General features: G+C 30.5%; 12 protein-coding genes. 2 read left to right on the top strand and 10 right to left on the bottom strand.

All coding sequences use genetic code 11. From position 1 onward, the window contains the following. Window positions 1–96: 96 nt before the first annotated feature. Window positions 97–822, bottom strand: a complete 726-nt coding sequence (locus ACW9UN_RS06855) for a DUF542 domain-containing protein (protein WP_459485148.1) — start codon at window positions 820–822, stop codon at window positions 97–99. 241 nt (window positions 823–1,063) lie between these two features. Here ACW9UN_RS06855 and ACW9UN_RS06850 point away from each other — a divergent pair, with 241 nt between their 5' ends. Beyond that, the gene (locus tag ACW9UN_RS06850; protein ID WP_459485146.1) at window positions 1,064–2,863 is read left to right on the top strand and encodes a hypothetical protein; all 1,800 of its coding nucleotides are present in this window, start codon (window positions 1,064–1,066) and stop codon (window positions 2,861–2,863) included. A 71-nt stretch (window positions 2,864–2,934) separates the two neighbouring features. Here the strand turns inward: ACW9UN_RS06850 and ACW9UN_RS06845 are convergent, their stop codons facing one another. From ACW9UN_RS06845 to ACW9UN_RS06805, 9 genes are all read right to left on the bottom strand, one after another. Then, on the bottom strand, window positions 2,935–4,206 hold the full coding sequence (locus ACW9UN_RS06845) for an adenylosuccinate synthase (RefSeq protein WP_459485144.1): 1,272 nt from the start codon (window positions 4,204–4,206) through the stop codon (window positions 2,935–2,937). A gap of 63 nt (window positions 4,207–4,269) precedes the next feature. Then, window positions 4,270–4,716, bottom strand: a complete 447-nt coding sequence (locus ACW9UN_RS06840; protein ID WP_459485143.1) for a Fur family transcriptional regulator — start codon at window positions 4,714–4,716, stop codon at window positions 4,270–4,272. Between the two features lie 72 nt (window positions 4,717–4,788). After that, the gene (locus ACW9UN_RS06835) at window positions 4,789–7,011 is read right to left on the bottom strand and encodes a RelA/SpoT family protein (RefSeq protein ID WP_459485142.1); all 2,223 of its coding nucleotides are present in this window, start codon (window positions 7,009–7,011) and stop codon (window positions 4,789–4,791) included. A gap of 67 nt (window positions 7,012–7,078) precedes the next feature. Further along, on the bottom strand, window positions 7,079–8,311 hold the full coding sequence (locus tag ACW9UN_RS06830) for a M48 family metallopeptidase (protein WP_459485140.1): 1,233 nt from the start codon (window positions 8,309–8,311) through the stop codon (window positions 7,079–7,081). Continuing rightward, complete coding sequence (gene ppgK / locus ACW9UN_RS06825; RefSeq protein ID WP_459485138.1) at window positions 8,311–9,057, bottom strand: polyphosphate--glucose phosphotransferase; 747 nt, start codon at window positions 9,055–9,057, stop codon at window positions 8,311–8,313. Before ppgK ends, ACW9UN_RS06830 begins: the two co-directional genes overlap by 1 nt. A 6-nt stretch (window positions 9,058–9,063) precedes the next feature. Further along, window positions 9,064–9,858, bottom strand: coding sequence for a TrmH family RNA methyltransferase (locus ACW9UN_RS06820; RefSeq protein ID WP_459485136.1), 795 nt, complete (start codon window positions 9,856–9,858; stop codon window positions 9,064–9,066). Window positions 9,859–10,059: 201 nt separating this feature from the next. Then, window positions 10,060–11,355: an amidohydrolase family protein gene (locus tag ACW9UN_RS06815; RefSeq protein WP_459485133.1), complete on the bottom strand. Its 1,296-nt coding sequence runs from the start codon at window positions 11,353–11,355 to the stop codon at window positions 10,060–10,062. 5 nt (window positions 11,356–11,360) lie between these two features. Next, window positions 11,361–14,327 (bottom strand): amidohydrolase family protein, encoded by a 2,967-nt coding sequence (locus tag ACW9UN_RS06810; protein ID WP_459485131.1) that lies wholly within the window; start codon window positions 14,325–14,327, stop codon window positions 11,361–11,363. A gap of 80 nt (window positions 14,328–14,407) precedes the next feature. Then, a complete protein-coding gene (locus ACW9UN_RS06805; RefSeq protein WP_459485130.1) occupies window positions 14,408–15,493 on the bottom strand; it encodes a DUF3810 domain-containing protein in 1,086 nt (361 codons plus the stop codon). 136 nt (window positions 15,494–15,629) lie between these two features. Here ACW9UN_RS06805 and dnaB point away from each other — a divergent pair, with 136 nt between their 5' ends. Beyond that, a complete protein-coding gene (dnaB, locus tag ACW9UN_RS06800) occupies window positions 15,630–17,153 on the top strand; it encodes a replicative DNA helicase (protein ID WP_459485128.1) in 1,524 nt (507 codons plus the stop codon). Window positions 17,154–17,164: the final 11 nt, after the last annotated feature.

Genomic DNA, 17,164 nt, shown 5'->3' with positions numbered 1-17,164 from the left:
CGTGAAGAAGATGAAAAATAGTCTTTTCAAAAGTAGTTGTTTTGCCACAAAAATAATGAAAAGTTAAGTGTATGATATTAAAGAAAAGTGAATATTTTATTTTTTGTGAATTAAAGATTCTTCTAACTGTAAAGCTTTGGGTAATAATATATTTTTTTCAATATGATTGTGCTCTTGTAGATAAAATTGAAACTTCTTTAATTTATGATAAAACAGTTGAAAGGTTTTGCTGGCATTATTGGGCAATTTAAAATCATTTGTAAAATTTACAATGGTATTAAATTTATCTGAAACAATAATGCGTTGTTTTTCGATGGTTGAAATATTATTACTTAAAACAGGGTATATAGAAAAACTGCTTTTTGAGTCTGAGTTTGCCGCTATTAGTTTTTTGATATGTGGAAAAATAATTGTTTCTTCATAATTCATTTTCATTAATAAATCATCAGAAATAGAAATTACAGTTTGAATTAAATATTTTGTGTTTGAATATGTATTACCATAATTTTTATAAACCTGATTCGCTAATTTTTTTAGCAACAAAATATCATCTTGTTTGTGGTGGTGATGTACATCAATTAAAAAGCTAATTAGTAAATTTAATTTCCAATTATTATAGTCTTTGAGATAAAATTTGTTTGGGTTAACCGAATTTAATTCTGTTATTAAACGATCAATATTTAGTTTTTTCTTTTTGCAAACCTTTTTCAACATAACATCTCCATGAAAGCCAAAATCAATCTTATATTTGTGAAAAATTTGTGCTGTATTAACATTTTCAGTTACGATATTTCCTACGGTTTTATTTTCTAAATGTATCATGTTATATCATATTTTATGCGAAGTTTGCAATAAATATTAGTTAATAACATGATTTTTATCAGTCTGATTAAAAGCATCTAAAAAATCTGTAGTATGATTTTTTTCTAAAAGCAAACTTCAGCTTCCCGTTAATTGAATTTATAAGGTTACTTATTTTTCTATGATAATAATCATTTTTTACAGTTTTCATAATAAATACATTGCAACTAATTTAAAACTAGTAAAATAATTGAATTTTAAAATGAACAACGCACATACATTCCATATACCAGTTATGGGTATTGGTTTTACAATAGATTCGCCCTTAAAAGTAGCACAATATGGTATAGACTCTGTAATTTCTTTGGTTGATGACATTTTGGTAGAAAAAATGCGCAAACTTTATAGCGAAAAGTTTCAAATTCCATATCAAGAAATATCTGATAAAGTGGATGATTTTAGAGCAAAAAGAATAACATCTTATCTAAATTTATTACACGAGCAAACAGAGCAAAAATTTAATCAACTTAAAAGCATAACATCAGAAAAAAGTTCCGCTTTAAAAGCATACATCAATATGTTGCCAGAATATTCTGATGTTAAAAAAGATTTTTTAAAACTTACTGAAGAAGGTGTCGATTTTAACAAATTAAAAGAATGGGCTAACAAAAATTTAAAAAAGGGGAGTATTGATGTAAATATCATGACAAAAGTTGATAAAGAAAACTACCTGAATAAAGAAATGTTACCTGTAGAATATAATGATGCTCATGCTGCTTTGCGTGGTTTTGCTGAAAGTAAATTGGCATCGTCTTTAGTACTTTCTGCAGGAATGAATCCTAAGTTATATACTTATATCAGTAAGTTTAACGATTTTTTTCCTGATGAAAATGGCATCATCAAAAAGAAAATAATCTTAAAAGTTAGCGATTATAGATCTGCTTTTATTCAAGGTAAATTTTTAGCTAAAAAAGGATTATGGGTTTCAGAATACAGAATAGAATCTGGTTTAAATTGTGGTGGACATGCTTTTGCAACTGATGGTTTTTTAATGGGGCCTGTGCTAAAAGAGTTTAAAGAAAATAAAGAAATTTTAAAAGAACAAACCAAAAATTTATTGTTTGATGCTTTAAAAGAAGCCCAAAAAACGATACCAAAAAACGATTTGGAATTAAAAATTACAGCACAAGGTGGAGTAGGTAATGAAGAAGAACATTCTTTTTTGTTAAAGGAATACGATTTAGATTCTGTAGGTTGGGGAAGCCCTTTTTTATTAGTGCCAGAAGCTACAAGTGTAGATGATAAAACAATGGACAAACTTATAAAAGCCAAAGAAAATGATTTGTATTTGAGTAATACATCACCTTTAGGGGTACCTTTTAATACCTTGAAAGGAAATACAAAAGACATTCAAAAACAGGAATTTATTGATAAAAACAGACCAGGAACGTCTTGCCCAAATAAATTTATTCAATTGAATAAAGAATTTAAAGAATCTGGTTTGTGTGTGGCATCTAGAGAATATCAACATTTAAAATTAAAACAATTAGATAGTTTAGATTTAAATGCCGAAGAAAAAAAGAAAGCTTTTGATAAAATTGTAGAGAAATCTTGTATTTGTGTGGGGTTAAGTACTTCTACACTTATTTTAAACAATTTAGATACCAAGAAAATAGGAGATGGGGTTTCTGTTTGTCCTGGACCTAATATGGCTTATTTTGATAAAATTATGAGTTTAAATGGAATTACTGATCACATTTATGGTAGAGCAAATTCGGTTTCTAGAAAGGACAGACCAAATGTGTTTATTAAAGAATTGTCTTTATATGTAAATCATTTACAAGATAAATTAAATGAAATAAAAACTACAATTGATAAAAAGCAATTGAGGTATTTATTAAAATTCAAAAATAATTTAGAAAAAGGAATTGAATATTACAATGAAATTTTATTAGAAAGAAAAGAAGCTTTTAAAAACCAAAAAGAGGCTTTGCTAAGTGCTTTATCAGCAGAACAAAATAAATTGCAAGTAATTACAGTGCAAATAGAGAACTTAAAATAAGTTTTAGACCAATAAAAAAAGCATCTTTAAATTATTTAAAGATGCTTTTTTTTGCTTTTATTTTATTAGAATTATCTGCTAATTGTTTGTTTTCTATCAGGACCAACAGAAACAATTTTTACAGGAACTCCAGTTTCTTTTTCTATAAAAGAAATATAATCCATTAAATTTTGTGGTAATTCATCAGCAGAAGTCATTTTAGTTAAATCATCTTCCCAACCTTTAAATTCAGTATAATTTACAGAAACATTTTCTGGTTCTATGTTGTATGGTAAATGTGTAATTTCTTTGCCTTTATAGTTGTAAGAAGTACAAACTTTTAAAGTATCGAAACCAGAAAGTACATCACCTTTCATCATCATTAATTGGGTAACTCCATTAACATCTACAGCGTATTTTAACGCTACTAAATCTAACCAACCACATCTTCTTGGTCTACCAGTTGTTGCACCAAATTCATGACCAACTTTAGCCATTGTAGCTCCATCTTCATCAAACAATTCTGTAGGAAAAGGACCAGAACCAACTCTAGTTGTGTAGGCTTTAAAAATACCAAAAACATCGCCAATTCTATTTGGCGCAACTCCTAAACCTGTACAAGCACCTGCTGCAGTGGTGTTAGATGATGTTACAAATGGGTAAGTACCAAAATCGATATCTAATAGAGAACCTTGAGCACCTTCTGCTAATATGGTTTTTTTATCTTTTATTGCTTGATTTAAAAATGCTTCGCTATCAATAAATTCTAAAGTTTTTAATTTTTCAATTCCTTTACAGAATTCTGCTTCTAATTCTTCTAAATTATATTCTATTTGAACATCAAAGAATTCTAGCATTTTAATATGCTTTTCTGTTAAAGCATCGTATTTTTCTTTCCAGTTATCTAATTCTAAATCACCAACTCGCATTCCATTTCTACCAGTTTTGTCCATATAAGTTGGGCCAATTCCTTTTAAAGTAGAACCAATTTTAGCTTTACCTTTAGAAGTTTCTGAGGCAGCATCTAACAATCTGTGTGTAGGTAAAATTAAATGCGCTTTTCTAGAAATTAATAATTTAGATGTATAATCGATATTATGTTTATCTAGGTTTTCTAATTCTTTTTTAAAGATTACAGGATCTATAACCACTCCATTACCTACAACATTTAAGGCAGTTTTATGAAAAATTCCTGATGGAATTGTGTGTAAAACGTGTTTATATCCATCAAAAATTAAAGTATGTCCAGCATTTGGACCTCCTTGAAAGCGTGCAATGATATCGTAGTTTTTGGTTAAAACATCTACAATTTTACCTTTACCTTCATCTCCCCATTGCAATCCTAGTAATAAATCTACAGCCATTAGTTGTGTTAATTTGTTGTTTTTTGTATTGTTTGTTGTATTGTAAAGTGTGTGAAAACTGAATTATTTCTTCTTTTTAGTTCCGTAAAAATATAGCGAATGATTATGAATATCGATATCGAAAATATCTTCTATGGTTTTTTTGATGATTTGAATTCTTGGATCGCAGAATTCTTTTACATCACCAGAATCTGTAAAAATAACATGATCATGATTTTTATCAAAATAACTTTTTTCATAACGTGCCATTGATTGTCCTTCAAACTGATGTTTGCGCACCAAACCGCAGTCTAATAACAAATCTATAGTGTTGTATAAAGTTGCTCTACTAACTCTATAGTTTTTGTTTTTCATTTTAATATATAAAGATTCTATATCAAAATGCTCTTCTGCATCGTATATTTCTTGAAGTATGGCATAACGTTCAGGAGTTTTTCTGTGTTTATGCTCTTGTAAATAAGCGGTAAAAACTTTTTTAACTATTTCTTGGTTGTCCTGAGAATTACTCATCGTTTTGAATTTTACGAAAAGACAAATTTACAGTTATTTCTGAATTAAAATACACTTTTCTAAGAATGATATTTACATTCTATTAACACGCTCTACTTTTTTAACGCCTTCTACCTTTTCTATGCGTTTAATTAGGTTATTTAATTGAGAGCTGTTTTTTACACTTAACGAAATTTTTCCGTCAAAAATACCTTCATCACCAGAAATATTTATTTTGTGTAAATATACGCCTGTACTACTAGAAATAATTCTTGTTACATTGTTAACAATGCCATCATGATCTACTCCATTAATTTGTAAAACAGCTTTAAAGTCTTGTTTTGTAGAGTCTATCCATTTGGCACGCATAATTCTATATGCATAATTCGATTGTAAAGAAATTGCATTTGGGCAATTCATTTTATGTACTTTAATACCATCATTAATGGTTAAAAAGCCAAAAACTTTATCACCAGAAATTGGGTTACAACATTTAGATAGTTTGTAATCTAATTTTTCTTCTTCTTTACCAAAAACTAAGGCATCGTATTTACTATTTACTTCATCAGAAGTGTCATCAACCTCTGTATTAGAAGGGGTTCGTCTTAATTTTGTTTTAAAGAAATTTAAAATGGTGCTATTTCTTTGAGTTACAAATGCTTTAAGTTGTGTATTATCTATAGCCCCATTACCAAATCTATAAAATAAATCGAAACTAGTTTTTAGTTTGAAAAATACCACCAATTCATTGATAGTTTTTTCATTAAAAGGTATTTTTAAATGACGTAATTTTCTGGTTAAAATGGCTTTACCTTCTTCTGCAATTAGCTTTTCTTCTTCTTTTAGAGCAGCTCTAATTTTAGTTCTTGCTCTGGCAGTTATCACAAAATCTAACCATCTAGAATTGGGTTTGTTGGTAGAGCTTGTAATGACTTCAATTTGGTCGCCACTTTTTAGGGGGTGACTTAGTGGTACTAACTTTCCGTTTACTTTTGCCCCTCTACATTTTAAGCCCACGTCTGTGTGAATAGAAAAGGCAAAGTCTAAAGCAGAGGCGTCTTTAGGTAACGATTTTAAATCTCCTTTAGGTGTAAAAACGTAAATTTCTTTAGCGTACAGATTTAGTTTAAAGTCTTCAACAAAATCTACTGCATTTATATTTTGGTTTTCTAAAGTTTCTTTTAATTTATTTAACCAGGTTTCTAAACCACTTTCATTATCTGCGCCTTGTTTATATTTAAAATGTGCGGCATATCCTTTTTCTGCAATTTCATTCATTCTTTCAGAACGAATTTGAACTTCTACCCATCTTGCATCTGGCCCAATAACAGTTATGTGCAAAGCTTCGTAACCCGTAGATTTGGGTTGAGAAATCCAATCTCTTAAACGAGCAGGATTTGGTCTAAAATTATCTGTTACTATCGAGTAAATTTTCCAAGCATCATGTTTTACATCTTTAGAAATAGGCTTAAAAATAATTCGAATGGCGTATTTATCAAAAACTTCATCAAAAGTAACATTTTGCTTTTGCATTTTTTTTCTGATAGAGAAAATAGATTTGAATCGTCCTTTTATTTCATATTCAAAATTTTCTTTATTCAAGTCATCACCCAAGGTCTTAGAAAATTGCTGTAAATAAGCTTTTTGCTCTTCTTTGCTTTCTTTTATTTTATTAATAATGCTGTTGTAAACCTCAGGTTCTGTATATTTTAAGCCTAAGTCTTCTAGTTCTGTTTTAATGTTATACAAACCTAATCTATGTGCTAAAGGCGCATAAATGTATAAGGTTTCTGAAGCAATTTTTACTTGTTTGTGTGCAGGCATGGCATCCATAGTTTGCATATTATGCAATCTGTCTGCAATTTTTATCAAAATAACTCTTACATCATCATGTAAGGTTAAAAGCATTTTTCTAAAATTTTCTGCTTGAATAGAAGCGTCTTGCTCTTTATTTAAACGCGATATTTTGGTTAAACCGTTTACAATTCGAGCAATAGTTTCGCCAAACAAATGCTCCATATCATTTAAAGTATAATCCGTATCTTCTACAACATCATGCAATAAAGCAGCAGCAATAGAAGTTGCTCCCAAACCAATTTCTATAGCTACAATTTTAGCTACAGCAATCGGATGAAATATATAGGGTTCGCCTGTTTTTCTTCGCTGTTTGGAGTGTGCATCCACAGCAATATCAAAGGCTTTTCTTATAAGCTCTTTATCTTCTTTAGATAACACCTCATAAGTACCTTTTAGCAAGTCTTTGTAACGATTTGCTATCTCCTTGTTTTCTTCTTCTGGTGTTGCATTATATTCCATAAACTCGATGAAAGACTTAGATTAAAACTTTAGTGAATTTAACAAATAAAATTTAACAGCCAAAGAATTACTTTTCTAAATTTAGAATTCTTTGCAACAAAGTTGGATGCGAATAATGCATAAAAACATATGCAGGATGAGGGGTTAAATTACTTAGACTATTTTTCGATAATTTTTTAAGAGATGTAATTAATGGTAAAGCTGCAAAAGTTTCTTTTGCAAAATTATCGGCTTGATATTCGAATTTACGAGACATATAATTCATAAATAAACCTGTAATTTCTGATATTGGCGAGTAAAGAATTCCGAATGCAATTAACCCAATATGAAAACTAGGTGTTGCAACCCCTAATGCTCTGGATAATATTGAAGAATCGATAAATAATGATAAAATAAATAATGTAAAACCCGTAAGTAATATTGATGAAACCAAATTAAAAATGATGTGTTTTTTCTTATAATGCCCAACTTCATGTGCTAAAACTGCCACAATTTCATCAGTTTCTAAATCGTTAATTAAGGTGTCAAAAAGTGTAATTCTTTTTTGTGCACCAAAACCAGAAAAATAAGCATTTGCTTTGGTAGAGCGTTTAGAACCATCAATTACAAAAATATTATTAAGTGTAAATCCTACTTTTTGTGCATATTTTTCAATCGCAGATTTTAATTCACCTTCTTCTAAAGGAGTTTGTTTATTAAATAGAGGAACAATCAATTTTGCATAAAACATATTCATAAACAACGAAAAAATGGCTACTAAAACCCAAGCATAAACCCAGAAATTTGCACCTGCAACTTCATAAAACCAAATGATGAGTGCTAAAATTCCACCGCCAATAATTGCAGACATTAACCATCCTTTTATTTTATCTAACCAAAATGTTTTTTTGGTTGATTTATTAAAACCAAACTTTTCTTCAATGACAAAAGTTTTGTAGTACGAAAAAGGAGTTGTTAAAATATCTGACCCCAACATAATAACCCCAAAGAAAATTAAAGCAACTAAAATGGAATTATCTGTATAATTTCTGGCAAAATCATCAACATGTTTAAAACCATCAGCAAAAAAGAAAATTAATGTTAATATTATGGAAAACGTAGAAGTTAGGTTAGAGAATTTAGCATTTGTTTTTTTATATGCCTGCGATTTTTTGTATTCATCAGCATTGTAAACATCTGCCAGCTTTTCAGGAATTTTATCGTCAAAATGTTTTGTGTTTAAGGCATCTAAAATTTTATCGATGATAAAACTGACAATAATGATTGCTATTAAGGTGTAAAATAAAGTGGTTGGTTGCATTAATCTTTAATTCGTTTATGTGCATACATGGCAGCACCAATTATACCTGCATTATTTCTAAATTCGGCAACTTTAACGTTTACGTCTGTTGTTAAATACTCTTTAAATTGATCAAATTTTTTACTGATTCCGCCCCCTAAAATTATTAAACTTGGCGAATATACAATGCGAACGTAATTGAGTAATTCATCTAAACGTAAAGCCCATTCTTTTAAAGATAAATCTTGTTTTTTTCTTACAGAATCAGCAGTATAATATTCGATGATTTTTCCATCAGTATGTAACATTTTACCCAATTCTAAATTAGGAATAAGTTTTCCGTTATAAAACAAGCCAGAACCAATTCCTGTTCCAATTGTAATTACAATGGTTACTCCTTTTTCATCTTTACCTGCCCCTAAACTTACCTCAGATAAACCCGCCAAATCAGCATCATTACTAACATAAAATGGGAGTTTGGTTGCTTTTTTAAACAATTTATCAACCTTAATATTTAACCATTTTTCACTTAAATTACCAGAATGAATGCACTGCCCATCTACAATTGTGGTAGGAAAACTACAACCTACAGCCTTTTTCCAATTAAAATGTTCTACCATTTCTTGAACAACTTTAGTAACAGCTTCGGGTGTTGCAGGTTTGGGTGTCGCAATTCTATGCCTTTCAGAGATCAGTTCACCTGTTTTTGTATCTACAATTGCAGCTTTAATGCCTGAGCCTCCTATGTCAAAACCTAGTATTTTCATTTCTTGTTATTTAAAATTTCGTTGTCTCTTGGCTTCAAATATAACAATTGCTGCTGCAACAGACACATTCATAGAATCAATTTTACCTTGCATGGGTATGTTTATGTTCTGTGTGGCATTTTTACGCCAAATTTCTGATAACCCAGTGGCTTCTGTACCTACCACAATAGCTGATGCTTTTTTGTAGTTTTCTTTATGATATTCATTTGAGTTTTGCAAAGTAGCACTATAAATATTAATATTGTTTTCTTTTAAAAAAGTGATGATTTTTTCTGATGTTTCTACTGCAATATTATTAGTAAATAAACAACCCACGCTAGACCGAATAACATTAGAGTTATACAGGTCTGATTTTGGATTGGCTATAAAAACGGCATCTACATTTGCAGCATCAGCAGTTCTTAATAAAGCTCCAATATTTCCAGGTTTTTCAATGCCTTCAGCTACTAAAATTAAAGGGTTTGAATTTTTAAAACCGATATTTTTTAAAGAAAAATCTTTGGTTTTTACTACGGCTATAAGTCCTTCTGTAGATGTTCTATAAGCTAATTTTTGATAAACTTCTTTTGATATTTTTATCAAATTAATATCATTATAAAAAAGTTTTGTGATTTCTTGTTCTGATATTAAATCTACACAAAATAAAACCGTATCAAACTCATAATTTTCTAGATGTGCTAAAGAAATTTCACGTTTACCCTCAATTAAAAATAGGCCTTGTTTTTTACGCTCTTTAGATTTTTCTTGTAATTTAAGAAGGTTTTTAATGTAACTATTTTGAATGCTAGTAATTTCTTTCATTATTGCAAATATACCTAATAGTAGGTATTGTATAAAATAGAATAAAGTTAGACATTTACATTGTGGTTAAATAGTGTCTTTATTATTATTTGAATTTTGTTTGATAAAGAAAAAGTAGCTAAAAAAGAAAAACGAAACAGTATTTAATTACAATGAAAAAGGCTCGCAATTGCGAGCCTTTTTCATTATTTTTAGTATTTATTATTTAGTTTTGTATTTGTTAGAATATCTTTTCCAAAGTTTGGTTTGGTGAGTTTCTAAACTGATATCTCTACCTTGAATATATGCTTTTATTAATTGATTTCCTCTCATGTCTAAAGCATCGCCTTTTGAGATAAATAAAGTGGCATCTTTACCAACTTCTAGTGTACCCACCTTATCATCGATACCTAAAATTTTTGCAGTATTAGAAGTTAGCAATTGCAAAGCTACTTCTTTATCTAAGCCATGCGCAGCAAAAGTACCCGCATAAAAAGGTAAATTTCTTGTATTCATTCGTTCCATTTGGCCTTCCATACCTAAACTAACAACAACACCTTTGTCTGTTAAAACTTTGGCTATAGTATAGGTGTAATCATACGCATCATCTTCTGAATTAGGGTTTCTATGCGGTCTATCTAAAACTATTGGAACATTATTTTTTACTAAAAAATCAGCAATACTTTCTGCACCATCACCATGTACTATTACGATATTTTTAATTCCTAAATCTTTAGATATGGTTACAGCATCTGTAATTTCTCTTTGTCCACTAACATGAATAAATAGCCTTTGAGAACCATCAAATAAACCTTTTGTAGCTTCATAAGGGAGGTGTTTTTTGGTTTTAGTACTCGCTAAATAATTTTTAGCATCCATAAAATAAGCTTTAATTTTATCGATGTTTGCAGGATATTTAGGATCTGCTTTTAAAGCAGGATCTTCTCCTAACCACCATCTGCCACTCGTAAAACTTCCAGGCCAATTCATGTGAATAGCATCGTCAACCTTAATGGCAGCATCTTCCCAATTCCAAGCATCTAATTGTACAATTGATGAAGTACCTGAAAAAGTACCACCTCTAGGTGTAATTTGTGCCATTAAAACTCCATTAGGACGCATAGATTCCACCACTTTACTCTCGGCATTATAAGCAATTAAACTTCTAATGTGTGGGTTATTGGTTCCTATTTCATCTTCATCATCACTAGCTTTTACGGCATCAATTTCTACCAATCCTAAAGATGCATTTGCAGCAATAAAACCAGGGTAAACATGATGATTTTTTGCGTCAATTACAGCTCCTTGTCTTGCAATTTTTGCCATTGCAGAACCTACAAAAGTAATTTTACCCTCATTAAACATAATTAATGAGTTTTCAATGATTTTTCCGTTTCCTAGGTGTGCAGTTGCTCCTTCTATAGAAATGGCAGTGCTTTGTTTGTTAGCAGGCGTTTGTTGTGCGTTTACGTTTCCTAATACAAGGAAAAATAGTAAACTATATATTATTTTTTTCATCATTTTTAGCTTTTAAGTTCTTCTAACGTATCACATTCAAAGTTTCTGTCTTTTCTAATCATTGGCGCTTTGGTTTTGCCTCCACCCATTTTTTCTTTCAACATCATATTGATTAATGTACTTTTTTCTTCTTTGATTGCTTTTCGTTTTTTTAGGTCTTCTGATCTGTCAAAAAATACTTTTCCGTCTATAATTGTCTTTTCAACTTTAGTGTAAATAGACATTGGGTGATCTGTCCACAGTACAACATCAGCGTCTTTTCCTACTTTTATACTTCCTACTTTATCATCAATATGTAATAATTTAGCAGGATTTATAGTTACGGTTTTCCAAGCTTCTAATTCAGACATTCCTCCATATTTCATGGTTTTAGCTGCTTCTTGATTTAAACGTCTAGACATTTCTCTATCATCTGAATTAATAGCAACTGTAACACCAGCATTGTGCATAATTGCAGCATTGTAAGGTATAGCATCATTTACTTCGTATTTGTATGCCCACCAATCAGAAAAAGTAGAACCACCAACTCCATGTTCAGCCATTTTATCAGCCACTTTATATCCTTCTAAAATATGGGTAAAAGTGTTTACTTTAAAATCGAATTTTTCTGCAACTTTCATTAACATGTTAATTTCTGATTGCACGTAAGAGTGACAAGAAATAAAACGCTCTCCATTTAAAATTTCAACTAGCGTTTCCATTTCTATGTCTTTTCGGTATGGTTTTCCGCTTTTCTTTTTAGCTTCGTACTCTCTAGCTCTTGTAAAATAATCTACAAACATTTGTTCAACTCCCATTCTTGTTTGTGGAAAACGTGTACCATTTGGACTTCTAGATTGTTTTACATTTTCACCTAACGCAAATTTTATAAATTTAGGTGTGTTATCGTATATCATATTTTCTGCATTTTCTCCCCATTTTAATTTGATGATTGCAGAACGACCCCCAATAGGATTTGCAGAACCGTGTAAAATTTGTGAAGAAGTTGTGCCTCCAGAAATGTTTCTATAAATGTTAATATCTGTTGGGTCTATTACATCTTCAATAGTTACTTCTGCAGATGAGTTTTGCGCCCACTCATTAATGGCAGATGCAGCAATATGAGAATGTTCGTCTACAATACCAGCAGTTAAATGCTTTCCTGTTCCGTCTATTATGGTTGCTTTTCTTGCTTTTAAATTTTTACCAATTTTAGCAATTTTACCATCTTCTAATATAACATCTGTATTTTTTAAAATACCTTCATCTTCGCTAGTCCAAAGCGTAACGTTTTTAATTAAAATAGTTTCAGTTTTGGGTTGTGTGTAGTTTCCAAAACCAATATTTGGGTAACTAACAGGCAAAACAGTTACAGCTTCATCAGCTTTCTTTGTCTTTTTTGATTTTTCTTTCTTCTTACTTTTTTTCACCTTTTTGCCAGCAGACCAAGGAGTTTCATTCCCTTTGCTATCGTAAGCAGTTCCTTGAATAATACCAGCTTCATTAATTACTTTCCCCATCATTCTAGTGTAACCAGTTTCTTCGTTTAAAGTGATGGAAACCCAGTCGTTTTTGAATGAAAATTTAGATTTTACTTTTGCACTATCTCGTGTAATTGTTCCAGTTTGTTTAGCGCCTTTTCCAGAAATACTTAGTTCGTAATTTTTATCATTTACAGACAATAAATAAGTACCTGTAATGTCTTTGATATTCATATCATTAATTACATTTTTAGCACCTTGTACCCAGTTTTCGTACATGGTAGTTTTAGCATCAAAAACATCACCAGAAGTTATAATAAAGTTGGCATAACTTCCTGTTTTTAAATTTCCGATAGAAGAATTTCCTATAATATTTGCAGGAATTGTAGTTAATGCAGCTAAGGCTTTTTCTTTATCAAAACCGTATTTAATGGCTTTTTGTAAGTTTTTATGAAAAGATTTTACTGATTTTAATTTATGCGTTGTTAATGCAAAATTTACTCCGTTTTTAGCAAGAACACTCAAGTTAGAAGGCTCTTGATTCCATTTACGCATATCTTGCAAAGAAATTTGTTGTGCTAAAAGCGGATTAGAAACATCATATGCACTACTAAAGTCAATAGGAATAATAAAGTTAGCATTAGTTGCTTTGATATCGCTTACACGTTCATATTCATCACCAGAACCTACAATGGTGTATTGAATAGAAAATTCATCCCCAACTTTATCTGCTCTAATTGCGTCTAAATGATTGCCAGTTTCAAAAATCTGAACTAAGTTTTTATTATCATTTAAAGCTTCTAAAGCCATATCTTTATTTTGCATATTTCCTTTTGCGTACCAATCTGCATCTAAATATACTTGACGCAATAAAGCCATAGCACCCATTCTAGAGCCAGGATAGGCTTGTCTTGATTTTACACTTTTTGAAAAAGATAAGTATTGTGCGGACTTGGTGTCTAAAATTCTGTAAGCATCAGAAGAATTTGGGTTTAAGGCAACTAAAAGTCCATTTCCACGGATAATACCATCGTGCATGTGCGTATTTACGGCTCCAAAACCAGCATTAATTAAGTCTTTGGCTTTTTTGCTGTCAAACTTAAAATCTTTAATAGGATTAGTTTCTGGCCTAATATGATCATTCCAGTAATACCCTTCGCGAGTAGCTGCATACTGTGTAACTCTAGATGAACTGCGTTGTCTTTTAGGCTTTGCTACACCAAAATCAGAATAAATATCAATAAAAGAAGGGTAAATTGTTTTACCGGCTAAATCTGTGGTTTGTGTACCTTTTGGGATTTTTACAGATTTACCAACGGCTAAAACTTTACCGTCTTTAATTAGTAAAGTACCTTTTTTTATAACCTCTGTTGGAGTTACATAAATTGTTGCATTGGTAAATGCAAAGGTTGAATTTTCAGTTGTTTTTACTCCTGCATCCGTAGGGAAATAATCTTGTGCTTGCATGACTGAAAGCGACAGGAAAAAGAGTAAGGATAATAGTTTTTTCATGTGTGTGTAATTTGAATTTAGGCTAAATTTATTGATAAGCATTTTGTAAAATGTTAAAGCATAATATTTTTAACAAAGTTTTAAGAAAACGAATTCACCTTTGCATACTCAAAATAAGAGATTAAAAGATCTACAACATAGTTGTAAGATTCTACGCCTTTGGCTTGTTTGTTGGCTTTTAAATAGGCATTATATCCTTTTTTAACAAGTGGTTCAAAAGGATTTTTATAAGCTTGCCAAAATAAATAACTGTTGTTAAAATCTTTAATAATTCCTTTATGTACAGTTTGCCAAAGTTCTTTGGATAGTTCAGGATCTCGTTTTCTAATTTCTGAAATACAATAGCCAAAAGCCATTCTATAACTAGCATATTTAAAATACACATCATTATTATAATTGGCAGCTAAAAAACCAACAAAATTGGCTTCATTTTCGGCAGCAAAACCAATTTGATGCGCCATTTCATGACAAGTTGTAGTAGGATAACTTGTTTTTGGTATTTTATCATTTACTTGAGCCTCGCCAGTTAACGGATTTAAATAACCAGAAGTACCATTATAAGTTTGTAATAAACTCATTGATGAACTTTTTACGGATGAAAATTGATATTTTAATTGCGGAAAATCGACGGCTAAATTATTATAACCATTAATGGCTAATTGATACATTTCTATTGGTTGATAAGGATTATCAACTTTTAAAGTATCATTTTGTGTGATTTTAAATTGATATTCATTCAGTTTTTTAATGATATGTTTGGTAACTTTTGCAAGTTGTTCTGTAGTATATTTTTGTTGCTTATAATTCAGGTTTTTTGCCAAAGGTTCTCTGTAATAATTTAATCCCCAGAAAAGATAAAAACAGAAATAAATTACGGATAAAATGGCTGTAAAGTGAATTATTTTTGGAATAAAATTTTTGAATCGATTTTTTATCAATAAAAACAAAAATCGAAAAATTAGAAATACACCAAAAGCAATTAATAAATCGCCAACAGAAAAAGGAATCCAACCCAAAAGTATTCTAAAAAATGAAGATATATAGGGATAAATGCCATTAGAATAATACTTTTCAATCATAGCCGGATTTTTAGCAACCCATTGCATCAAAAGCATTTGTAATGGTAAAGAAAATGTAAGAATTAGGTGTTTTTTATTCCATTTCATGGATGTAAAAATAGTGAAACAAATTAAATGCAAATTAGTTATTAACACACTAATAACAATTTATATTCAAATTTTGTTCAAAAAGAAAATTGTTAAAATATTACATTATAATCTGTAAAAAAGTACATTTGTAGTAATGGAAAAAACGAATACGATAGCAGGAAAAAAGATTGATAAATCTAAAATTATTAGCCTCGAAAAAGGTAAAATTCCACCTCAAGCAGTTGAGTTAGAAGAAGCTGTTTTAGGTGCAATGATGATTGATAAAAAAGGGATAGATGATGTAATTGATATTTTACATTCTGATGCTTTTTATGATGCTAGACATCAAGAAATTTATGCTGCAATTTATGAATTGTTTCAAAACTCTCAACCCATTGATTTATTAACCGTTTCTAACTTGTTAAAAAAGAATGGTAAACTAGAAATGGTTGGTGGCGATTTCTTTTTAATTCGTTTAACTCAAAAAGTAGCTTCTTCTGCACACATTGAGTTCCACGCAAGAATCATTCTACAAAAATACATTCAGCGTAAATTAATTTCGATATCCTCAGAGATTATAGAAAGTTCTTATGACGAATCTACAGATGTTTTCGATTTGTTAGACGAAGCCGAAGGTAAATTATTCGAAGTAACACAGGGTAACTTAAAAAAGAGTTCAGAAGATGCAGGCTCACTTGTAAAACAAGCTTTAAAGAAAATCCAAGAAATTGGAAATCAAGAAGGTATGTCTGGTTTGGCAACTGGTTTTACCAAGTTAGATGCCTTAACTTCTGGTTGGCAACCATCAGATTTAATTATTATTGCAGCACGTCCAGGTATGGGAAAAACGGCATTTGTAATTTCTATGGCAAAAAATATGGCCATTGATTTTAATCATGCAGTTGCAGTATTTTCTTTAGAGATGTCTTCTGTGCAATTAATTACTAGGATGATTTCTTCAGAAACAGGATTAACATCAGAAAAATTAAGAAAAGGTAATTTAGAACCACATGAATGGGAACAACTAAATGTTAAAGTAAAACGTTTGTCTGATGCGCCTATTTTTATTGATGACACTCCTTCTTTATCTATTTTCGATTTACGTGCAAAAGCAAGACGTTTAGTTTCTCAGCACAATGTTAGAATTATTGTAATTGATTATTTACAATTGATGACAGCAGGAGGAAATGGAAAAGGTGGTGGAAACAGAGAACAAGAAATTTCAACAATTTCTAGAAACTTAAAAGCCTTAGCCAAAGAATTATCTGTACCTGTAATTGCACTTTCGCAGTTATCACGTGCTGTTGAAACTCGTGGAGGATCTAAAAGACCACTTTTATCCGATTTACGTGAATCTGGTGCCATTGAGCAAGATGCAGATATTGTAAGTTTCATTTTTAGACCAGAATATTATGGAATGACAGAATGGGATGATGATGAACATACACCTTGTGAAGGACAAGGAGAATTTATTGTGGCAAAACACAGAAATGGTGGTTTGGATAATATTCGTTTAAAATTTACTGGGCATTTAGCAAAATTCTCAGATTTAGAAGAAGGTTTTAGTTCAGAATTTCAATCGTCTATGAACAATCCTTTTGATGATGATAACACTATAAATCAAAGAATTGAGCCAAAAGATGCTTTTGGTGATGATGGGGATGACGTGCCATTTTAGTCGTTAATCAA

It is taken from the genome of Polaribacter litoreus (genome assembly GCF_054584775.1).
The sequence above is the reverse complement of the archived record's forward strand: the minus strand, read 5'-3'. Positions and strand labels throughout refer to the sequence as shown.

Excerpts from the sequence above, each read along its gene's own strand:
- ACW9UN_RS06855 (WP_459485148.1), bottom strand. The coding sequence starts at position 822 with ATGATACATTTAGAAAATAAAACCGTAGGAAATATCGTAACTGAAAAT.
- ACW9UN_RS06850 (WP_459485146.1), top strand. The coding sequence starts at position 1,064 with ATGAACAACGCACATACATTCCATATACCAGTTATGGGTATTGGTTTT.
- ACW9UN_RS06845 (WP_459485144.1), bottom strand. The coding sequence starts at position 4,206 with ATGGCTGTAGATTTATTACTAGGATTGCAATGGGGAGATGAAGGTAAA.
- ACW9UN_RS06840 (WP_459485143.1), bottom strand. The coding sequence starts at position 4,716 with ATGAGTAATTCTCAGGACAACCAAGAAATAGTTAAAAAAGTTTTTACC.
- ACW9UN_RS06835 (WP_459485142.1), bottom strand. The coding sequence starts at position 7,011 with ATGGAATATAATGCAACACCAGAAGAAGAAAACAAGGAGATAGCAAAT.
- ACW9UN_RS06830 (WP_459485140.1), bottom strand. The coding sequence starts at position 8,311 with ATGCAACCAACCACTTTATTTTACACCTTAATAGCAATCATTATTGTC.
- ppgK (WP_459485138.1), bottom strand. The coding sequence starts at position 9,057 with ATGAAAATACTAGGTTTTGACATAGGAGGCTCAGGCATTAAAGCTGCA.
- ACW9UN_RS06820 (WP_459485136.1), bottom strand. The coding sequence starts at position 9,858 with ATGAAAGAAATTACTAGCATTCAAAATAGTTACATTAAAAACCTTCTT.
- ACW9UN_RS06815 (WP_459485133.1), bottom strand. The coding sequence starts at position 11,355 with ATGAAAAAAATAATATATAGTTTACTATTTTTCCTTGTATTAGGAAAC.
- ACW9UN_RS06810 (WP_459485131.1), bottom strand. The coding sequence starts at position 14,327 with ATGAAAAAACTATTATCCTTACTCTTTTTCCTGTCGCTTTCAGTCATG.
- ACW9UN_RS06805 (WP_459485130.1), bottom strand. The coding sequence starts at position 15,493 with ATGAAATGGAATAAAAAACACCTAATTCTTACATTTTCTTTACCATTA.
- dnaB (WP_459485128.1), top strand. The coding sequence starts at position 15,630 with ATGGAAAAAACGAATACGATAGCAGGAAAAAAGATTGATAAATCTAAA.